Origin of the sequence: Spelaeicoccus albus, assembly GCF_013409065.1 — a bacterium.
GTDB classification, from domain to species: Bacteria; Actinomycetota; Actinomycetes; order Actinomycetales; family Brevibacteriaceae; genus Spelaeicoccus; species Spelaeicoccus albus.
The window spans coordinates 128,674-145,279 of record NZ_JACBZP010000001.1; the positions used below are offsets into that span (position 1 = coordinate 128,674).

A 16,606-nucleotide genomic window follows, 5' to 3' on the forward strand; every position below is an offset into this window, starting at 1 on the left:
GGGTACGGCAGAATGGCGGACATGTCCGAGAACGATCTCGATACGGCCCGCAGCATTGCCGGCATCCGTCCAAAGCGGCGGTTCGGCGTAGGGAGCACCGCACGCACCCCCTTCGTCGAACTGGACCGCAAGTCGTGGGCAACGCTTGCCGCATCGACGCCGTTGCCGTTGACGGATGCCGACGTCACCCGGCTGTCCGGCCTGGGCGAGCGGATCGACCTGGACGAGGTCTCGGAGGTCTATCTCCCGCTGTCCAGGCTGCTGAACTTGTACGTGAAGGGCAAGGGGGCGCTGCACCACGCCACGCAAACATTCCTCAGCCCGCTGGGGCCCGAGAACTCGGGAGTCGAGGCGCCGACGCCGTTCGTGATCGGCGTGGCCGGCTCGGTCGCGGTCGGCAAATCCACGACTGCCCGCATCCTGCGCGAGCTGCTGGCCCGTTGGCCGGATACGCCGCGCGTCGAGCTCGTCACTACCGACGGCTTCTTGTTTCCCAACGCCGAGCTGGCTCGTCGCGGCATCAGCGACCGGAAGGGCTTCCCGGAGTCGTACAACCGGCGCGCGCTCTTACGGTTCGTCTCCGAAGTGAAATCCGGGGTGCCAGTGGTGCGCGCTCCCGTGTACTCGCATTTGACGTACGACATCGTGCCGGGCGCCGAGGTGGTCGTCCGCCAGCCGGACGTGTTGATCGTCGAGGGGTTGAACGTGCTGCAACCGGCCCGTCCGCGCGTCGACGGGCGGCAGGGCCTGGCCGTCAGCGACTTCTTCGATTTCACCGTGTACGTCGATGCCAAGACGAAATACATCCGCCAGTGGTACATCGACAGGTTCCTGAGCCTGCGCTCCGGCGCTTTTGCCAACCCCGAGTCCTATTTCCACCGCTACGCCAGTCTCGATGACGATGCGGCGGTGACGCTGGCCGGCGATATCTGGTCGAGCATCAACGAACCGAACCTCATCGAGAACGTGCTGCCAACCCGCGGGCGCGCCTCGCTCGTGTTGACCAAGGCGCAGCACCACCGGGTCAAAAGGATGCTGTTGCGCAAGTTGTGATGTCCTTGCCGCGTCGACGGGGCGAATTGTCTGCCGCGGGGCGGTAGTTTTCACCCCGCGCAGGACGAACGACCCCGCCGATGACGGCCGGCGCGGCTTACAGGCTCAGGCGGTCGCGGACGACGCCGGCAAGGGTGTCGGCCGCCGATTGGGCGTGCGCTTCGTCCGATGCTTCGACCATCACCCGGATGAGCGGCTCGGTGCCCGAGGCACGCAACAGCACTCGTCCGGTGCTGCCGAGCTCGCGTTCGACTTCGGCCACGGCGCCCGTCACCGCGGCGTCGCCGACGCGGTCCTTGTCGACGTCGGGCACGTTGATGAGCACCTGCGGCAGCTTGGGGATGCCGGAGGCCAGATCGGCAAGGGTCCGCGACGTCGCCGCCATCCGCGCAGCGAGATGCAACGCGGTCTGGACGCCGTCGCCGGTCGTGCCGTGATCGAGCATGAGCACGTGGCCGGACTGCTCACCGCCGAGCGAGTAGCCGCCGGACAGCATTTCTTCGAGCACGTATCTGTCGCCCACCTGGGTGCGCACTGTCGTGATGCCGGCTTCTTCCATCGCCAGCCACAGGCCGAGGTTCGACATGACTGTCGTGACGAGGGTGTTCGACTTGAGCAGGCCGCGCTCGGCAAGGCCGATCGCCAAGATGCCCATGATCTGGTCGCCGTCGACAAGACGCCCGCGCGCATCGACGGCAAGGCACCTGTCGGCGTCCCCGTCGAAGGCGACGCCGAGATCCGCCCCCTCGGCCACGACTGCGGCCTGCAGCGCATCGATATGAGTCGATCCGCGTTCGACGTTGATGTTGAGACCGGACGGCTCGGCGCCAATGACGCTGACGTCGGCTCCGGCCTGCCGGAGAACGGCCGGCCCGACGACGCTGGCGGCCCCGTGCGCGCAATCGACGACGATGCGCAGACCCTCGAGGGGCGGCGCGCCGTTACCCACCGAGGCAACGAGATGTTCGGTGTATTTGTCGGTCGCGGCGGGGAACCGGCGGATGCGCCCGACTTGCTCGCCGATGGGCCGGCTCCACTCCTCGCCGAGCCGTGCTTCGATCCGGTCCTCGAGGGCATCGGGCAGTTTGGTGCCGCCACGGGCAAAGAACTTGATGCCGTTGTCCGGCATCGGATTGTGGGAAGCCGACAGGACCACGCCCAAATCGGCGTCCGTCGCGCGCACCACGTAGGCGACGCCCGGAGTCGGCAGCACTCCGGCGTCCGCAACGTCGACGCCTGCCGAGGCCAGACCCGCCGCAACCGCCGAGGAAAGGAATTCGCCGCTGGCCCGCGTGTCACGGCCGATCACGGCCCGCGGGCGGTGGCCGGAGAATTCGCCGACTTCCGAGAGCACCCGGGCCGCCGCGACCGACAGATCGAGAGCCAGTTCGACCGTGACGTCGCGATTGGCAAGTCCACGCACGCCGTCCGTGCCAAACAGTCGACCCATTGTTCTCCTTCGACGAGGCGCCGGGGAACGGCGCGCAGCTGGTAAAAGGCCCCGGGGCGATCTTAGTCCCCGGGGCCTTTTCGGCGGCAGATTGTCGAGTTACCGCGCCGTGCGTGTTTTAGCGCTTGCTGAACTGCGGCGCCTTGCGGGCCTTCTTCAGTCCTGCCTTCTTGCGTTCCTTGGCGCGGGCGTCGCGCGAGAGGTAGCCGGCCTTCTTCAGCTCGACGCGGTTGTGCTCGGCGTCGATCTGGTTGAGCGAGCGGGCGATGCCAAGACGCAGCGCACCGGCCTGGCCGGACGGGCCGCCGCCGCTGATGCGGGCGTGCACGTCGAAACGTCCTTCGAGGTCGAGCAGGCGGAACGGCTCGTTGACCAACTGCTGGTGGAGCTTATTGGGGAACACGTCCTCCAAGCTCTGCCCGTTGAGCTTCCACTCGCCGGTGCCCGGGATCAGGCGCACGCGGGCAACGGCACGCTTGCGACGTCCCACAGCGGCGCCGGGCGCCGTCAGCGACTGGCCGCGGCCGCCGGCCGGAGCGGCGCCGAGACCGGCGTCGGCCGGGGTCTCGGTGGAATAACTGGACAGGTTCTCCGAGGCCGGTTCGGTCTCGTTTGTGGTTTCAGCCACGGTTCTCCTTGAAAGTAGATGCGGTCGGAATGCGCGTTACTGCGCGACCTGGCCGATTTCGTACGGCTGCGGGTTCTGCGCCCGGTGCGGGTGCTCGGGGCCCGTGTACACCTTGAGCTTACCCAGCTGCGTCGACCCGAGAGCGCCCTTCGGGATCATGCCGCGGATCGCTTTTTCCACGGCACGGCGCGGGTCGTGTTCGAGCAGCTCTTCATAGCTCATGCTGGAGAGCCCGCCCGGGTAGCCGGAGTGCCGGTACGCGCGCTTCTTTTCCAATTTCGCGCCGGTGAGCGCCACCTTTTCGGCGTTGACGATGATGACGAAGTCGCCGGTGTCGATATGCGGGGCGTAGATCGCCTTGTGCTTGCCACGCAGCAACGTGGCGGCGTGGCTGGCCAGACGGCCAAGAACCACATCGGTGGCGTCGATGACGTGCCACCCACGCTTCACGTCGGCGGGCTTGGGGGTGAACGTACGCACGGTTGCAGCCTTCTTCTCTGATCGATTCATGAAATTCGTTCGTGCCCGCGGCTTCGTAGCAGGCGGCGAAAGAGGTCAGTCCATTACGCTGTGCGCCACGTTGCGACGACTGTCGTCCGTCAGGACGCGTCGGCGGATGAGGCACGGCACATGACTACCTAGAAAAGATACCGGAAAACCGGTCCCCGGGGCAAAGCGAGACCGGTCGGACGATGCCGACGCGACGCTCGCGGCATCGCTCGGGCGCGTGCCGGATGCCGGGTAGGGTTGGAGCGTGACGCTCGATTCGACCGCCGCCGCGGCCCGGCCCCCGGGCCCCCGGCGACGCGGCACCCGGCGGCTCGGCACCCGGCGACGCGTGGCCGGCGTCCTTGCACTCATCGTGTTCCTGCTCGCTGCCGCCGGCCCGGCCCGGGCCGTATCGGCCGTGGACGCCGGCACCGCCGCAGGCAAGCAGGCCGGGCGGGCGCAAGGCGCCGTGACCGGGGACGGCCCGCTAGTGGTGCTGGGAATCGGCGGTCTGACCTGGGCCGATATCTCGCCGGCCACGACGCCGCACATCTGGCGGCTGGCCGAGAGATCGGCAAAGGGCGACCTCAGCTTGCGCACCACCCGGTCCACCAGCTGCGCACTCGATGGGTGGCTGACGCTTGGCGCCGGACGACGGGCCGGCACGAAATTGCCGACGAAACGGTCCGTGCGCTGCCCCGCCATGCCAAGGATTGAACCCGCCGGCCACGACTCGGGCCACCGCGCCGGCCGAGAACCCGTGCCCGCCGAGGTGACCGGATGGGGCGCCTACCGCACGTTCAACTCGCACCAGGCCTATCAGGCGAAGCCCGGCACCCTGGCCACGACGGTGGCAGCGGACGACGGCATGTGCACCCTCGCGATCGGGCCGGGCGCGGCCACCGCGCTGGCCGACCGGTCCGGCACGGTGCAGCGGTATCTGGAGGCCGGCACGGTGCCCTCCCCCGGCGGTCCGCACCGGCTGGGCACGTGCCCGCTGTCCCTTGTCGACCTGGGCTCGGTCGGCGACTCGTCGTGGCTTCCGAATTCGGACACGACGTCGTGGGTCGCCGGAGACCACCGGGCCAAGAACACGGTGCCCGATGCGCTGACGCTCGGCAACGATTCCGAGCGCGACAGGCTTGCAGCGGCCGTCCGCGCTACGCAGCTTCGCGATGCCGACCGGATGGTCGGACGCTACGTGCACGCGCTCCCGCACGACGCGTCGGTCATGCTGCTCGGCCTGAGCGATTCGTCGTATTCCCCGCAGCTGGGCGCCATCATGATTGCCGGAGGGGGCCGTCACGGCCTGCTCACGTCGGACTCGACCCGGCGCCGCGGACTCGTGCAGCTCACCGACGTGACTCCCACCATCACGCGGCTCCTGGGCGAAAAGCGCCACCCGGCGTTCGTCGGCACGCCGGCCACGCACGCCGACCAGGCGGCGACGAAAGCGAACGGGCCGGACTCGACCTTGGACGAGGTCAATTCGTTGCGTGAGGACGCTCTGAAGGCGAGCCTGGTACACGACAGCGTCGGCGCCTTCTCGATCTGGCTCGATATCGCGTTTTACGTGTTCTTCATCCTTGTGGCGCTTGGACTCTACCGCGGGCGGAGAGACACGAGCACCGCCGCACGGCGAACGGGCCGGTCGCGGGCAGCGTGCTGGACGGCGCTCGCGCTTGGCGCAGTGCCGGCCGGCACGTTTGTGGCAAACCTCGCGCCGTGGGCTCGCGGACCCCACCCCGTCGCGTTGCTGGCCGCCGGCATTCTGGTGGGCGCGGCGGCCGTGTTCGCCGTGACGCTGATTCGCCCGTGGGGGCGCACCTGGCTGGGCAGGGTCGGGGCGCTCGGACTCGTCACGGCCGGAATCCTCGGCGTCGATGTGGCGACGGGATCGCATTTGCAGCTCAATTCGCTGCTCGGCTACAACGCAATTGTCGGCGGACGCTTTTACGGAATCGGCAATCTCGCCGTCGCCTTGTACATCGTCGGCGCACTCATGGGCACCGCCGCCCTCGTCTCGCCGCTGCGGCGACGGGGCGCGGCGGTCGCCGTGGCAACGGTGCTCGGCCTCGCGACGGTCACGGTGATCGGCGATCCGGCGTGGGGCGCAAAATTCGGCGGCACGATTGCGGCGGTGGCCGGGTTCGGAGTGCTCGTGCTCTTGCTGGCCGGGGTGCGGCTCGGCATCCGCCGGCTCGTCGCGGTAGCGGTCATCGCGCTTGCCGCGTTGTTCGCGGTAGCCGGGCTGGACTATTTGCGTCCGCCCGGGCAGCGCTCGCATTTCGGCATATTCTTCCAGCACGTGCTCTCCGGCGACATGGGTGAGGTCATCGCGCGCAAGCTGGAGGCCAATCTGTCCATCCTGGTGATCAACCCGCTGTTGTCGCTGCTCGTGCCGGTCGGGTTCGTCATGATCGCGCTGGTGCTGGGGTGGGCGGCGCGGTGGCGGCGTCGGTGGCCGCGCGGCGCGCGGGCGGCCGAGCGGTTTGCCGGCCGGCTTCCGGAGGCCGCCGATCGCAGGCCCGCGCTCGGACTCGGCCTTGCCGCGACCTCGATGGCGCTGGCCGTCGGCCTGGTCATCACCGATTCCGGCGCGGCGGTTCCGGCAACCGGGTTCATGCTGCTCATTCCGATGCTGGTGGCCGCGTGCGGCGATATCCCGGCCGAAACGAGCCGGTCATGACGCGGCGCCGCACTCTCGGGGCGGTCGTGGCCGCGCTGATTACCGCTTTCCTGCTTCTCGGCGTTGCCCCGGCCCGCGCGGCAGCGTCCCTGCCCACGGGGCCCCCATCGGCGTCCACGTCGGCACAACCGCGACGCACCCTGCTGATCGGCATGTCCGGTCTGACGTGGCACGACGTGACGAAATCGGGGACGCCGCGGCTCTACCGGCTTGCCGAACGGGCAAGCATCGCCAGCCTGACGGCGCGCAGCGTGCGCCGGTCGAGCTGCCCCATCGATGGGTGGTTGGCGATCAGCGCCGGCAAGCGCGCAGCGGCGCCCGCGGGAGCCGGATGCGATCAGCCGCCGGCCCCCAAAGGCGGCAGCGTGCCGAACTGGCGGTCGTACCTCTCCGAAGCCGCAACGGACAATTTCAATGCCGAGCCCGGTTCGCTGGGCAGCGCGCTGGCGGCCCGGCCGGGCGCCGCCATCGGGCCGGGCGCCGCCATCGCGTTGGCCGATCCGTCCGGCGACGTGGCCGACTATTCGCGCGTCCCGCGCCGTCCGCGCGCGCTGGCGTCCCTGGTGGATGCGAAGTTCGCCGACCACCGGCTCGTCGTTGTCGATCTGGGCAACGTCGCCGGCGCCGGTCCGCACCGGTTGAAGGAACTCGACACGATGGTCGGCGCCGCGCTGGACGGCGCCGGGCGGAACGCCGCGGTGCTCACGGCGAGCATTGCGGACGGCGGCGGCACACCGAGGATGCAGTTCGCGGCGCTGCGCCGGCCCGGTGAGCGGCCCGGCCTCCTGACCTCGGATTCGACGCGGCAGCCGGGCCTGGTTCAATCCGTCGACATCGGCCCGACAATCGAATCGGACGTCGGCAGGCGGGTGCCTTCGACGGATGCGGGGGCGCCCGTCGAGCGCACGGCGAACTCCCCGGAGTCCGCTGCCGACCGCATCGCATCGATGCATGACCGGGACCGCGCAGTGAGAGCGCAGCTGTCCATCAGCGCATGGTTCTTCCCGGCGCTGATCGCGCTCATGTTGGCCGCCGGCGCGTCGGCAGCTCTCGTGCGGCGGATCCGCCCGCGGGCTGCGCTGACCGGTGCGCGGGTCGGCGGCATCGCACTGGCGGCGGTGCCCGTGTCGACATTCCTGGTGAATGTCGTGCCGTGGGAATCGGTCGCGCACGCCGTCGCCGCCATGCTGGCATGCCTGGTCGGCATGACCGCGGCAGTGACGGCTGTCGCATTCGCCGGACCGTGGCGGCGCCGGTTGCTGGGCCCGTTGACCGTCGTGTCCGGCATTACCGTGGCAACGCTCGCCGCCGACGTCCTGACCGGATCGGGGCTGCAGATGTCGACGCTGCTGGGCGAGCCGCTGCTCACCGCGTCACGCTTTTACGGCATCGGCAACTCCGCGTACGCCTTGTTCGCCACGACGCTGGTGCTCTGCGTCGTCACGGCCATGCAGATTCGCCGTCTCGGCCGGGGCGGGCGGGCGACGCTCGTCGTCGTCACGGGCGTGCTGGCCGGTCTGTTGCTGGGGCTGCCCGGACTCGGCACCAAGTTCGGGTCGGTGCCCACGATAGTTGTCGGGTTCGGTCTGCTGTTCCTGGTGGCGGTCGGGCTGCGGCTGACATGGCGGCGGGGCCTTTACCTGCTGCTGGGCGCGGCAGCCCTGATGGCCGCGCTGCTCTACCTCGATTGGCTGCGTCCGCCGGATCAGCGCACTCACTTCGGCAGGTTCTTCGCAACGATCCTGGCCGGGGACGCCTGGCCCGTGATTTGGCGCAAGATCGAGATGAATCTCGGCATTTTGACGCAGAGCTGGATGACTTTGCTGCTGCCGCTCTTCGTGGCTGCCGTCGTGCTGGTGGTCTTGAACCCGGCCAGGGCCGGAGTGCCGGCCCTGGCCGGCGTCTATGACCGGACGCCGTTCCTCCGGGCCGGTCTGGGCTCGTTGTTCGCGCTGCTGATCCTCGGCGCGTTCGTCAACGATTCCGGCATCATCGTTCCGGCCGTCGGCATTCTGTTCTTGGCACCGGCCCTGACGCATGTGGGCGCGAGCTACTCCCTCACGTCCGGTGACAATGCCGAGCAACCCCGCGCACGGCAGACGGACGGCGCGTGACTGTCCGGGACGAGTCCGTCCGAGCCGGTGGCCGGGCGGGCGGTTACGCGCCGGTGGCCATTGGCCGGCGCGCCGCCGTCTGCCCGATTTCGAGGTCGAGCAGGAACCGTTTGCGTGCAACGCCGCCGCCGTAGCCGGTGAGGTTGCCGGTGGAGCCGATGACGCGGTGACACGGCACGATGATGCTCAAGGGGTTCCGTCCATTGGCAAGCCCGACGGCCCGGGAGGCTTGTCGGTTGCCGATCCGATCGGCGATCTGGCCGTACGTGCGGGTGTGGCCGTACGGGATCTCGGTGAGCGCCTGCCACACGCGCCGCTGGAAATCGGTGCCGCGCGGACTGGTGGTGAGCGTGAAATCGCGGCGCTCTCCCGCGAAGTATTCGCCCAGTTGGTCGATGGCGTCGCCGAAGACCGCGCGTGCTTCGGCGCCGCCGACGCGCCGCCCGTACGTGTTGGCGGGTGGCTGGTGCGTGTGTTCGAGCATGAACAAGGCACTGAGCACGCCGTCCGTGGCAACGAGCGTCAATTCATCGATCGGTGAGTCGATCACCGTGTAGAGGTTCATGGGTGCTGCCTTCCGGTCGGTTCGGGTATTGCTGCGAAAGTGGTCGGCGGTCATTCCGGCATCCTGCCCACGGCGTGGTCGCCGGCGGCCCAGAGATATTGGACGGCGTAGGCGCGCCAGGGTCGCCACGCCTCGGCATGTTTCGTCAACGCGCCGGGTGTGCCGGGCAGTCCGAGAGCGCGGGCGCTGGTCTTGACCCCCAGGTCGGTCGCGATGAAGGCGTCGGGGTCGCCGAGCGCGCGCATCAGGATGCTCTCGCGCGTCCAGGGGCCAATGCCCGGTAGCTCGTCGAGCGCTGTTCGGGCGCCCGACCAGTCGGCGCCGAGGCGCAGGTCCAGCGTGCCGTTGGCGAGTGCGCCGGCCACCGCGAACAGGGTGCGCCGCCGTGACTCCGGCATGGCCAGGGACGACGGGTCGGCGTCCAGCAAGGCTTCGGGGGTCGGAAACAGGTGGGTCAGCGTGCCGTCCGGATGATCGAGCGGCTTGCCGAGCGAGCGGACCAGCCGGCCGGCGTGCGTGCGGGCAGCCGCCGTCGAGATTTGCTGGCCCAGCACGGCGCGGATGGCGAACTGCGGCCCGTCGATGATGCGCGGCACGCGCGCGCCGGGGTGGCTGCGGACGAGCGTGCCCAAGACCGGGTCGCGGGCGAGTTGAGAGTCGACAAGCACCGGATCGGCATCCAAATCGAGAAGCCATCGACATCTGTTGACTGCTGCCGACAAGTCCCGCATATCGGCGAGGTGGGCCGTGCAGGCAATGTGTCCGGCCGCCGGGCGCAGTGACACGATGCCCGGCCCGTGCGGCAGGTCGACGGTTGTGCGGTAGGCCCCTTCCGACCATTCCTCGACGCCGGGCACGGCGGTGGCGACCAGATGGCCGAACAGGCTATCGGGATGGAAGGGTTCGCGGTAGGGCAGCCGCAAGGACACCGTGCCGCGATCGCCGCCGGCGTGCGTGCGGCCGCGCAGGGCGGTCGGGGTGGTGCCGTACACCTGGGCGATGCAGTCATTGAAGGATCGGAGCGAGGAGAACCCGGCCGAATACGCGATCTCGTGCATCCGCATCGACGTGGACTCAATCAGTGTGCGCCCGGTTTGCGCCCGGGCTGCCCGGGCAAGCGCCAACGGCCCGGCCCCGAGTTCGGTGTGCAGCAGCCGTTCGACCTGCCGCACGCTGTACCCGAGTCGACGTGCCAGTCCGGGCACCCCGTCACGGTCGACGACGCCGTCCGAGATCAGCCGCATGGCCCGGGCAGTCGCGTCGGCTCGTTCGTTCCATGCCGGGGTGCCGGGCGAAGCGTCCGGCCGGCACCGTTTGCACGCGCGGTAGCCGGCTTGTTGCGCGGCCGCGGCGCTCGGGTAGAACTCCATGTTCCTGCTCTGCGGAGTCCGGGCCGGGCAACTGGGCCGGCAATAGATTTTCGTCGTTCGCACGGCAGTGACGAACCAGCCGTCGAATCGGCGGTCGCGCCCGTCCACGGCCCGTAGGCACGCCTCCCGTGTCATCCTCATGGGTACCAGTCAACACCGTGCCGCCGGCAAATACTAGCGAAAATACGACATGGCTGTCTCGTCCCCCGAGCCGTCGGTGGCTCGCCACGGTTCCCGTCGACGAGCGGCTCAGCCGCGGCGGGCGCGGGTGGCGTGAGCACGGGCAGCGAGCTCGGCGTCCGGCGGATACGCCACCTCGTCGAGGCACAGCCCGTGAGCCGGGGCCACGTTCACCATCAACTCGCGCGAGGCTCGCGCAAGCAGCCGGGCCGGCCATGCGGCGTTCTCCCGTCCGCCGCCGACGGCCAGGCACGCGCCGATCAAGGCTCTCACCATGTGGTGACAAAAGGCGTCGGCTTTGATCGTTGCCGCGACAACACCGTCGTCCTGCCTGTCGAAGCGGAATTCGAGAAGTGTGCGGAACGTGGTGGCACCCTCGCGCGGTTTGCAGAAACTCAAGAAATCGTGATGCCCGGCAAGCGGCTCGGCCGAGGCGTTCATGGCGTCGATGTCGAGCGGAAATTTCACGTGCAACGTGTCATGACGCCGCAACGGGTCCATAGTCTGCGGCCGGTCGGCGATCCGATAGGAATAACGCCGCCACAGCGCACCGAACCGGGCATCGAATTCGGGCGGGGCCACGCGGGCATCCAAGACGGCGATATCCGGGGCGCGCCCGACCGCGAGCGCTCCGGTCAGCCGCCGCACCAGTGCCTCGCCGATGGGTCGCTCGGTCCGGCCGATGACACGGCCCTCGGCCCGGGGCCCGAGGTCCACGTGCACGACCTGCCGGCGAGCATGCACGCCGGCGTCGGTGCGACCGGCAACTGTCATGCGGATCGGCTCGCGGGTCACCAGGGCGAATGCGTCCCCCAGGCACCCTTCAACGGTGCGCATGCCGGGCTGCCGCGCCCATCCGGCGAAGTCCGTGCCGTCATAGGCCACGTCGACGCGGAGCCTCACGTTACTCCCATTCGATGGTGCCGGGCGGCTTGCTCGTGACGTCGAGCACCACCCGGTTCACTTCGTCGACCTCGTTGGTGATGCGAGTCGAGATGCGGCTGAGCACCTCGTACGGCAGTCTCGTCCAATCGGCGGTCATGGCATCGTCGCTGGACACGGGCCGCAGCACTATCGGATGGCCGTACGTGCGGCCGTCGCCCTGCACGCCGACGGAACGGACGTCGGCCAGCAACACGACGGGGCATTGCCAGATCTCGCGATCGAGTCCGGCGGCGGTGAGTTCGTCACGCGCGATGAGATCGGCGGCACGCAACGTCGCAAGCCTGTCGGCCGTGATGTCGCCGACGATGCGAATGCCGAGGCCGGGCCCGGGAAACGGTTGGCGCCACACCATGGCCTCGGGCAGGCCGAGTTCGGCGCCGACGGCGCGGACCTCGTCCTTGAACAGGGTGCGCAACGGCTCGATCAGGCCGAATTGCAGGTCGTCCGGCAATCCGCCGACATTGTGGTGGCTCTTGATATTGGCAGCGCCCTCGCCGCCGCCCGATTCGACGACGTCCGGATACAAGGTGCCCTGCACCAAGAACCGCACCTCGCCGTCCGTTCCGTCCGCTCCCCCTTCGGCGACGACTTGGCGTGCGGCACGTTCGAACACGCGGATGAATTCGCGTCCGATGATCTTCCGCTTCTCTTCCGGATCGCGGACGCCGGCCAGTGCCGCCAGGAATCTGTCCGCCGCATCGACTACTTTGAGTTTGATCCCGGTTGCGGCAACGTAGTCGTTTTCGACTTGTTCGGCTTCGCCGGCGCGCAACAGACCGTGATCGACGAATACGCAGGTCAGCCGGTCGCCGATCGCACGTTGCACGAGCGCGGCCGCCACCGCCGAGTCGACTCCGCCGGAAAGCCCGCAAATGACTTTGCCGGTACCCGCCTTCTCGCGTATTGCTTCCACCTGCGCGTCAATGACGCCGGACGTCGTCCAGGTCGGTGTGAGCCCGGCTCCCCGATAGAGGAAGTTCTCGATCACGGCCTGGCCGTTGTCCGAATGCGCCACCTCGGGATGCCATTGGACGCCGTACAGCCGTCGACCCGGATCGGCGATCGCGGCGACCGGCGCGTCGACGGTGCTTGCCAGCACCGTGAAGCCGCTCGGAGCCTGCTCCACCGAATCGCCGTGGCTCATCCACACGTTTTGCGCCTCGGGCTGCCCGTCGAGCAGATCGCAGCCGCCGCGCACCGTGACCGCCGTGCCGCCGTATTCGCGCTTACCGGTGCGGGCGACCGTGCCGCCGAGCGCCGTGTTCATCAGCTGGAAGCCGTAGCAGATGCCGAGCACCGGGACGCCGGCCTCGAACAGCCCGGCGTCGATCGTCGGAGCGCCGTCGGCGTACACGCTGGCGGGGCCGCCCGAGAGAATGAACGCCGACGGATTCTTCGCGAGCATGGACTCGACGGGCATGGTGTGCGGCACGATCTCGGAATACACGCGCGCTTCGCGCACGCGGCGCGCGATGAGCTGCGCGTACTGCGCGCCGTAGTCAACGACGAGGACGGGCCCCGGTCCGGTCGGTGTGGAGGTCACGGGCGTTCCTTGCGGGTTGAGAGGGAGGGTCAGAGGTTTTTCGGTGCCAGGACGACGGCCTCGTCCAGTTCCTTGGTGCCGCGCGCATGCACGCGCTTTTCCAAAAAGAACGACAACAGCGGGATGACTCCGCCAAGCGCGATCAAGAGGAATTCCTTGATGGGCCAGCGCATCGATTGCCACAGCCGGAAGTCGGAAATCAGGTAGACGACATAGCACCAGCCGTGGCCGATGGCGACGGCCGCGAAGATTTGGAAATTGCCGATCTGCCAATTCTGATTGAACAGGTATTTCAAGATCAGTTCGAGGCACAACGCCAGCAGGAAACAGCCGGTGGTGTAGGCCATCACCTTGTAGAACGTGAGGGCGCCGCGGGCGGCATTATACCTCCGGACGGTCCAGGGACGCGGCTTTGGAGCCGGGTTCGCCGATGAGCTACTCATGTACCTTTAACTTCTTCCTCGGGTGCTGTGCCCAGTCTATCGGCCATCTCGGCCTCTTCGATCTCCCGCAGGTATTCATCGCGAACCATGCGCCACCAGACGTACACGGCGAACAGAGCGAACACTATCCATTCGATGGCGTAAAAGAGGCTCTGCAGATTGATTCCCCCCGCTTTGGGAGGCGGCGCCGGGACGGTGGTCAGGCCGGTGGATGTGGCGCCGGGTCCTGATTGGGACATCGGCAGCAGATAGCCGGCGTACGAGAGCACGTCCCATTTGTTGACAAGTTGCGCGGTCGACAAGGTCGCCATTTGCCCGGCCGGCATCTTGTCGGTCGGGGTCGGACCCTCGATGGGCTGAATGCGGGCAATCATCCGAATGTGTTTGCCGCTCGCGCGAGAGGTCTCGGCCTCGTGTTCGGACGCCGTCCACCCGCGCACCACCGGTATTTCGATCGGCCGGCCCCGGCGTTTCACCGTCTGGACGGTTGCGCCGTCGGGTTCGAACATGGTCACGACCCAGTAGCCGTCCCGTCCGTGCAGCTCGCGGGCCGGAATCACTATCTGCTGCCTCGGCCGGTAGTTGCCGCTGAGCGAGACCTTCTGGTAGGCGTCCCGTGCCGGAAGCGGCGCTTGGGCCTTGGCGACGGAATTGAACGGTTTGACGGTTTCGGTCGCGGACTTGGGCGGCGCTTGGCGGGTCCGGGCCCTGTCGAACTGCCAATTGGCAAGAACGACGAAGAGTGATGCCAGAAGTAGCGCGATGACGAGCACCCCTATCCATTTGGGGCGCAAAGCGACCTTCAGCACGCTCACCAGGATACGGGTCGACCCTCGCGCCGTGCACACCGGAGCGGAGTCGCCGGCAGCCTGCTATTCGTCGCCGTCGAACTGGTGCGGATCTCGCACGAGATATTCGACCGGAACCTCGAGCGTGGTCGCCAGGTCGACCACCAGGTCGAAGCTGGGGCTCGAACTGCCGTTCTCGATCCGGTTGACGGTTTTACGGTCGACGCCGACCCGCTCGCCGAGCTCTTCCTGGCTCCAAAAGCGAGCCTTGCGGGCAGCACGCAGATTCTCGGCCAAAGCAAGCCGGTGCGGCTTGATGAAGTCCGGATCTTTCGAGGGCGTGCGCACCCTTTAACTTCACCGGCGCGCCTCGGTTAAGTCTGTACCGTTGACGGTACATATACCGCTGCCGGTACACGGCAGAATCCGTGCCGCCCGTTATCAGCGGCCTTGGTAGGGCGAGACGACGACCTCGACACGTTGGAATTCCTTCAAGTCCGAATAGCCGGTGGTCGCCATGGCGCGCCGCAATGCGCCGACGAGGTTCACGGTACCGTCGGCCCGGTGGCTCGGGCCGAACAGGATTTCGTCCATCGGCGCCACTGTGCCCACGTTGACGCGTTCGCCTCGCGGCAGCAAGCTGTGATGGGCCTCGGCACCCCAGTGCCATCCGTGCCCCGGTGCCTCATCGGCCCTGGCCAGCGCCGTGCCGAGCATGACGGCATCGGCACCGACGGCCACCGCCTTGGCCAGATCGCCGGAATAGCCCAGCCCGCCGTCGGCAATGACGTGCACATAGCGTCCGCCGGATTCGTCCATGTAGTCGCGCCGGGCCGCGGCAACGTCCGCGATGGCGCTGGCCATGGGCGCGTGGATTCCCAGCGTGGTGCGGGTCGTCATTGCCGCTCCCCCGCCGAATCCGACGAGGACGCCGGCCGCGCCGGTGCGCATCAAATGCAGCGCGGCAGTGTAGGTGGCGGCGCCGCCGACGATGACCGGAACGTCGAGTTCGTAGATGAAGCGTTTGAGATTGAGCGGTTCGACGTTGCCGGACACGTGTTCGGCCGACACCGTGGTGCCGCGGATGACGAACAGGTCGACGCCGGCGTCCACGACGGTCTTCCAGAATTCCTGCGTCCGCTGCGGGGTCAGCGCGCCGGCGACGGTCACTCCGGCTTCGCGGATTTCGGCAAGCCGGGCGGTGATCAGCTCGGCTCGGATCGGCTCGGCGTAGAGCTCTTGCATGCGGGCGGTGGCTTCGCCGGCATCCAGTGCGGCGATCTCGTCCAACAGCGGCTGCGGATCGTCGTACCTGGTCCACAAGCCTTCGAGGTCGAGCACGCCCAGGCCGCCGAGCCTGCCCAATTGCACGGCGGTGGCCGGCGACACGACGGAATCCATCGGCGCGCCGATCACCGGGGTGTCGAAGTGGTAGGCGTCGATTTGCCAGGACACCGACACGCCCTCCGGGTCCCGCGTGCGTCGTGACGGGACGACGGCGATGTCGTCGAGGGAATATGCGCGGCGTCCGCGCTTGCCGCGTCCGAGTTCGATCTCTGTACTCACGGCACAAGGCTACCTGGTAGCGCCCCTGCCGAGTCCGAGAGTGCGGATATCGGCCGTGCCGGCGCGCCGGACGTCACCGGCGGCACGCACGCACGACCACCGCGACAAGAACTACTGCGGATGCCGCGACCGCGATCGTAGCGCCGTATTGACGAAGCAGCGCCGGGCCGGTGGCGGCGCCCAGCTCGGCACGGCGGCGGTCCGCGTCGGCGGCCGGCCGCCGGGCCGGAATGGTCTGCGTCGGCGGACGGCGCGCTGCACGCACGTCGTCGCTCAGCGCAGCCTCGTCGCAAGGGCCCGCCTCGTCGTCCGCGGCACGGGGCTGTGCCGCCGAGGACGTCATGTCGGAAGTTTCGTCTTCACGCAGTCGACGAACTTGCCCATGAGTTTGTTCGACACGCTTTGAATGATGCCGCGGCCGAACTGTGCGGGCTTGCCGCCGACGTTCATGTCGGTCAGGACGTCGACGGTCGTTCCGTCACCGTCCGGCGCCAGTTGGACGGTCACCGTGGCACCGGCGTTGCCATTGCCCCGCTTGTCCTTGCCGCTCGCCTCGATGACGGCGCGATGCGCACCCTCATCGCGTTCGGTGAACTTTCCCGACCCGGAGTACACCATGCTGATCGGCCCGAGTTTGACCTTGACGGTGCCGGTGAACTCATCACCGTCGACCCCGGTCAGCGTAGCCCCCGGGAAGCACGGCGCCACGAGCTCCAAGTCGTTGAACGTGGCCCACGTGTCGTCGACCGAACTGGGTACCGTGAAATTGTGGTGCAGTTCCAT

General features: G+C 68.3%; 16 protein-coding genes. 3 read left to right on the top strand and 13 right to left on the bottom strand.

The window, feature by feature from the left end; translation table 11 throughout:
• Positions 1 to 21 precede the first annotated feature (21 nt).
• Entirely contained in the window at positions 22 to 1,053 is a 1,032-nt protein-coding gene (coaA, locus tag BJY26_RS00590) for a type I pantothenate kinase (RefSeq protein WP_179424773.1), read from the top strand.
• Between the two features lie 97 nt (positions 1,054 to 1,150).
• Here the strand turns inward: coaA and glmM are convergent, their stop codons facing one another.
• From glmM to rplM, 3 genes are all read right to left on the bottom strand, one after another.
• Positions 1,151 to 2,503: a phosphoglucosamine mutase gene (glmM, locus tag BJY26_RS00595; RefSeq protein ID WP_179424775.1), complete on the bottom strand. Its 1,353-nt coding sequence runs from the start codon at positions 2,501 to 2,503 to the stop codon at positions 1,151 to 1,153.
• Between the two features lie 118 nt (positions 2,504 to 2,621).
• A complete protein-coding gene (rpsI, locus tag BJY26_RS00600) occupies positions 2,622 to 3,131 on the bottom strand; it encodes a 30S ribosomal protein S9 (RefSeq protein WP_179424777.1) in 510 nt (169 codons plus the stop codon).
• Positions 3,132 to 3,167: 36 nt separating this feature from the next.
• Positions 3,168 to 3,611: a 50S ribosomal protein L13 gene (rplM, locus tag BJY26_RS00605; RefSeq protein WP_179429683.1), complete on the bottom strand. Its 444-nt coding sequence runs from the start codon at positions 3,609 to 3,611 to the stop codon at positions 3,168 to 3,170.
• Positions 3,612 to 3,885: 274 nt separating this feature from the next.
• On the opposite strand from rplM, the gene BJY26_RS00610 reads away from it, so the two are divergent.
• A complete protein-coding gene (locus BJY26_RS00610) occupies positions 3,886 to 6,309 on the top strand; it encodes a hypothetical protein (RefSeq protein WP_179424779.1) in 2,424 nt (807 codons plus the stop codon).
• A complete protein-coding gene (locus BJY26_RS00615) occupies positions 6,306 to 8,423 on the top strand; it encodes a hypothetical protein (protein WP_179424781.1) in 2,118 nt (705 codons plus the stop codon). Before BJY26_RS00610 ends, BJY26_RS00615 begins: the two co-directional genes overlap by 4 nt.
• A gap of 43 nt (positions 8,424 to 8,466) precedes the next feature.
• Here the strand turns inward: BJY26_RS00615 and BJY26_RS00620 are convergent, their stop codons facing one another.
• The 10 genes from BJY26_RS00620 to BJY26_RS00665 form a co-directional block, all read right to left on the bottom strand.
• Entirely contained in the window at positions 8,467 to 9,042 is a 576-nt protein-coding gene (locus tag BJY26_RS00620) for a methylated-DNA--[protein]-cysteine S-methyltransferase (RefSeq protein WP_269151133.1), read from the bottom strand.
• Complete coding sequence (locus BJY26_RS00625) at positions 9,039 to 10,499, bottom strand: AlkA N-terminal domain-containing protein (protein ID WP_179424783.1); 1,461 nt, start codon at positions 10,497 to 10,499, stop codon at positions 9,039 to 9,041. Before BJY26_RS00625 ends, BJY26_RS00620 begins: the two co-directional genes overlap by 4 nt.
• Before the next feature lie 108 nt (positions 10,500 to 10,607).
• Positions 10,608 to 11,441 carry a tRNA pseudouridine(38-40) synthase TruA gene (gene truA, locus BJY26_RS00630; protein WP_179424785.1) on the bottom strand — a complete coding sequence of 278 codons (834 nt, stop codon included), beginning with the start codon at positions 11,439 to 11,441 and terminating at the stop codon, positions 10,608 to 10,610.
• 1 nt (position 11,442) lies between these two features.
• Entirely contained in the window at positions 11,443 to 13,026 is a 1,584-nt protein-coding gene (gene guaA / locus BJY26_RS00635; RefSeq protein WP_179424786.1) for a glutamine-hydrolyzing GMP synthase, read from the bottom strand.
• A gap of 29 nt (positions 13,027 to 13,055) precedes the next feature.
• Entirely contained in the window at positions 13,056 to 13,469 is a 414-nt protein-coding gene (locus BJY26_RS00640) for a DUF3817 domain-containing protein (protein WP_179424787.1), read from the bottom strand.
• Positions 13,466 to 14,284, bottom strand: coding sequence for an SURF1 family protein (locus tag BJY26_RS00645; RefSeq protein ID WP_179424788.1), 819 nt, complete (start codon positions 14,282 to 14,284; stop codon positions 13,466 to 13,468). The genes BJY26_RS00640 and BJY26_RS00645 overlap by 4 nt, the downstream gene beginning before the upstream one ends.
• Before the next feature lie 57 nt (positions 14,285 to 14,341).
• Positions 14,342 to 14,605, bottom strand: coding sequence for a helix-turn-helix transcriptional regulator (locus BJY26_RS00650; protein WP_179424789.1), 264 nt, complete (start codon positions 14,603 to 14,605; stop codon positions 14,342 to 14,344).
• A 93-nt stretch (positions 14,606 to 14,698) separates the two neighbouring features.
• The gene (locus tag BJY26_RS00655) at positions 14,699 to 15,823 is read right to left on the bottom strand and encodes a GuaB3 family IMP dehydrogenase-related protein (protein WP_179424790.1); all 1,125 of its coding nucleotides are present in this window, start codon (positions 15,821 to 15,823) and stop codon (positions 14,699 to 14,701) included.
• A gap of 73 nt (positions 15,824 to 15,896) precedes the next feature.
• Positions 15,897 to 16,166 carry a hypothetical protein gene (locus BJY26_RS00660; RefSeq protein ID WP_179424791.1) on the bottom strand — a complete coding sequence of 90 codons (270 nt, stop codon included), beginning with the start codon at positions 16,164 to 16,166 and terminating at the stop codon, positions 15,897 to 15,899.
• Positions 16,163 to 16,606 (bottom strand): SRPBCC family protein, encoded by a 444-nt coding sequence (locus BJY26_RS00665; RefSeq protein ID WP_179424793.1) that lies wholly within the window; start codon positions 16,604 to 16,606, stop codon positions 16,163 to 16,165. The genes BJY26_RS00660 and BJY26_RS00665 overlap by 4 nt, the downstream gene beginning before the upstream one ends.

Excerpts from the sequence above, each read along its gene's own strand:
- BJY26_RS00665 (WP_179424793.1), bottom strand. The coding sequence starts at position 16,606 with ATGGAACTGCACCACAATTTCACGGTACCCAGTTCGGTCGACGACACG.
- glmM (WP_179424775.1), bottom strand. The coding sequence starts at position 2,503 with ATGGGTCGACTGTTTGGCACGGACGGCGTGCGTGGACTTGCCAATCGC.
- BJY26_RS00615 (WP_179424781.1), top strand. The coding sequence starts at position 6,306 with ATGACGCGGCGCCGCACTCTCGGGGCGGTCGTGGCCGCGCTGATTACC.
- BJY26_RS00660 (WP_179424791.1), bottom strand. The coding sequence starts at position 16,166 with ATGACGTCCTCGGCGGCACAGCCCCGTGCCGCGGACGACGAGGCGGGC.
- BJY26_RS00640 (WP_179424787.1), bottom strand. The coding sequence starts at position 13,469 with ATGAGTAGCTCATCGGCGAACCCGGCTCCAAAGCCGCGTCCCTGGACC.
- BJY26_RS00625 (WP_179424783.1), bottom strand. The coding sequence starts at position 10,499 with ATGAGGATGACACGGGAGGCGTGCCTACGGGCCGTGGACGGGCGCGAC.
- BJY26_RS00620 (WP_269151133.1), bottom strand. The coding sequence starts at position 9,042 with ATGACCGCCGACCACTTTCGCAGCAATACCCGAACCGACCGGAAGGCA.
- coaA (WP_179424773.1), top strand. The coding sequence starts at position 22 with ATGTCCGAGAACGATCTCGATACGGCCCGCAGCATTGCCGGCATCCGT.